This is a genomic window from Emticicia sp. (assembly GCF_049241225.1).
Lineage (GTDB): Bacteria > Bacteroidota > Bacteroidia > Cytophagales > Spirosomataceae > Emticicia.
Map to the genome: position 1 here is coordinate 1 of NZ_JBMLRC010000265.1, position 2,600 is coordinate 2,600.

A 2,600-nucleotide genomic window follows, 5' to 3' on the forward strand; every position below is an offset into this window, starting at 1 on the left:
CTTCCAAACCATCCATGAGCGTAAGCTCCCTTAATTGAAATCAACCCTTTACCAATGATAGATACATAGTTAGGAATAGAAATTTGTAACTTTGGCAATGGTAAAGCATTACCCGACCAAATATATGAGCCAGATGTTAGGGTTGTATCAACCAAGCCTACAATTTCTCTTCTTCTTCCTCCATAAAATTCAAAAACGCCATATCGAGCCTTTATGTATGCCTCTGGTAGCAATAGTTGATTGACTTTCCCAACATTTGCTACAGCCCAAGCTCCGTAACCGACTCCGATTTTTTTTAGTTTTTGATTAATATTTCTAGTAGAATCATATTCTTTATGAGCTGAACCCCTAAAAGTAGCAAACTGAGACTCTAAGGGAACAATGCCATATTGATTTGAACGTAGCCAAAAAGGTGTTGTTCCAGAAGACGATAGGTAAGTACCTGTTTCGAGTTGGTATTTTATGTTTGATGTAAGACTTTGTGAGCGAGATACATTAATGAAAAAAATTAATGCTAATTGTAGAATAAGTAGTTTTTTAATCATTTGTTGAATATTTTTATCGCAATAGTAAAAACTTACCAGACTTATTAAATTCCTTTCCGTCATTACTTTTTACATAAATTTTATACGTATAGGTATCTGATGGCATGAGTGTATTCTGGAAAGTACCATCCCAGTTAATGTTTATATCGTTTGAGATAAAAATAGGATTACCCCAACGATTATAAATCTGTATCTCAAATTTTGCGATACGCTTTATTAAACCTTTAATTTCAAAACTTTCATTTATATTATCATTATTAGGAGAAAAAGCTTCTGGTAAAAATAGTTTAACCGCAATTGGAATAACATAAATATTTGAAAAACTTTCTTTACCGTCAGTTGATGTAGTTCTTATTTGAAATTTGGCTTCTTCTTCAAATTTATCAAGAATTGGTGTAAAAGTGGTTTCAGATGGCGTTTTAGTCGCTTCTATTGTTGTTGCGTTGGACTGTTCATTGTAGCTTAAAACTTCAAACTGCCTAATTGAAGTATTGCCAAATGGGGAAGCACTACTCCATTCTAAATTACGAATGGCATTTTCATTTAGAAATATTGAACAAAAAGATGGAGATAAATCAGATTCACTCCCGCATTTATCTACAAATGAAACTTTGTAACAATACGATTTTTCAGAAGCGTTAATTCCCGTGTCTAAAAATGGCCTAATAGTATTAGTACTATCAATTTTTTTCTGAAGAGGGCCTTCTAAACGATAGAATCGATATAATTTCCTATCTAAATTCCATGAACTATTATCAATAAATGTAAATTCAACATTATTTGCAGGATTTACACTAACTAGACCGTCAGTTATAGCAGGGGGACGTACTTCTTTACGGTCAATACATTGCTTTTGACTTACTGTTGCAGTTTCAATATAACTAGCACCAGTATAACCAGCATAAGAAACAGTAACTTTTGATAAAAGTGTGTAACAATATCTTTTACTACAATCAGCAGTGTTGTCCAAATAAGGGCCATTAACATTGTTAAAAGTAGTCTTATTTGTTCCATTCTCTTCTCTAATTATTTGGGTATCAACTTGATTAATAAATGTAAAAACACCTGTATTTTGAGTTCTTCCTGTTGGAGATTGTGTCCAAGTTAATTCGTAATTCTCATCAGTGGGTTTGAGTGTAAAAGGGATGGTGCAGATTTCGTTCGAGAACTCGTAACAACCCCCTTGTCCAACTCTACCGACTGAAAAACACTGGCTTTTTTGTGAGTTGGGAATCTGAACCTTTGTTGAGCCCGCTTTTATTTTAGGCATTGTATTATTTGGTACAACCCCATTTTGATCAATCGAGCGACTCGACAAAAAATACTCAGCATCCGGATTTCCAATAAGAGTCATGATTGCTTCTTTTCCATCTTCGCTTAACTCTAACTTACTTATACGAGGAAACATCTCGCCTCTATCCATCTTTACAGTAATTGGTTGTGGAGCAGGACAATTATTAGGTAGAGAATATAAGCCTTCAACTAAAATATTTTGAGTAGCCGAGGGTGAAAATATTTTCTTTACAGAATATGGCAAAACTGTTCCAGTGGGTATATTATCAGTGCTGCCATCACTCCATCTTATTCTGTATGAATCAAAATTATTGATAGGAGAGTTCCTAATTGTCAATGTGATTTGTGTGTTATTACACGCTTCATAACTTATGTCTGGTTTATTATTATCTCTCACATAAACCACATCACAATAATACATATCCTTACCGCCTTTCTTACCATACTGAAGAACTGTATATGTACCAGCCGCAAGAAAAGTGTAGTTTGTGTTTGTTTGTGATGGAGTTATGCTGATGTTTGTTCCAGGGGTATAGCCAAAAATATATCTCACGCCAGTTCCGCCAGAATTATCTCTTAAATCAACTCCTTGCCCAATACATACTGTTGATGGTCCAGCAAAAGTAAATCCCCCCCTTTCCACCCCAGCAGTTTTTTTACACAAGTCTTCTTGTGCAAAAACAGTGGTCGAAAACAGAAACAGAAATATAATTTTGGAAAGGTTATTCATATATGGTTAGTGAGCCTATATTAACTACAAAT

At 34.4% G+C, this 2,600-nt stretch carries 1 protein-coding gene and 1 pseudogene; both read right to left on the bottom strand.

Features of this window, described 5'->3' with window-relative positions; all coding sequences use genetic code 11:
• A pseudogene (locus ACOVO2_RS14305) lies at nt 1-545 on the bottom strand (hypothetical protein); the annotation flags it as partial.
• Between the two features lie 13 nt (nt 546-558).
• Nucleotides 559-2,568 (bottom strand): T9SS type B sorting domain-containing protein, encoded by a 2,010-nt coding sequence (locus ACOVO2_RS14310; RefSeq protein WP_421770634.1) that lies wholly within the window; start codon nt 2,566-2,568, stop codon nt 559-561.
• Between the last annotated feature and the right edge of the window lie 32 nt (nt 2,569-2,600).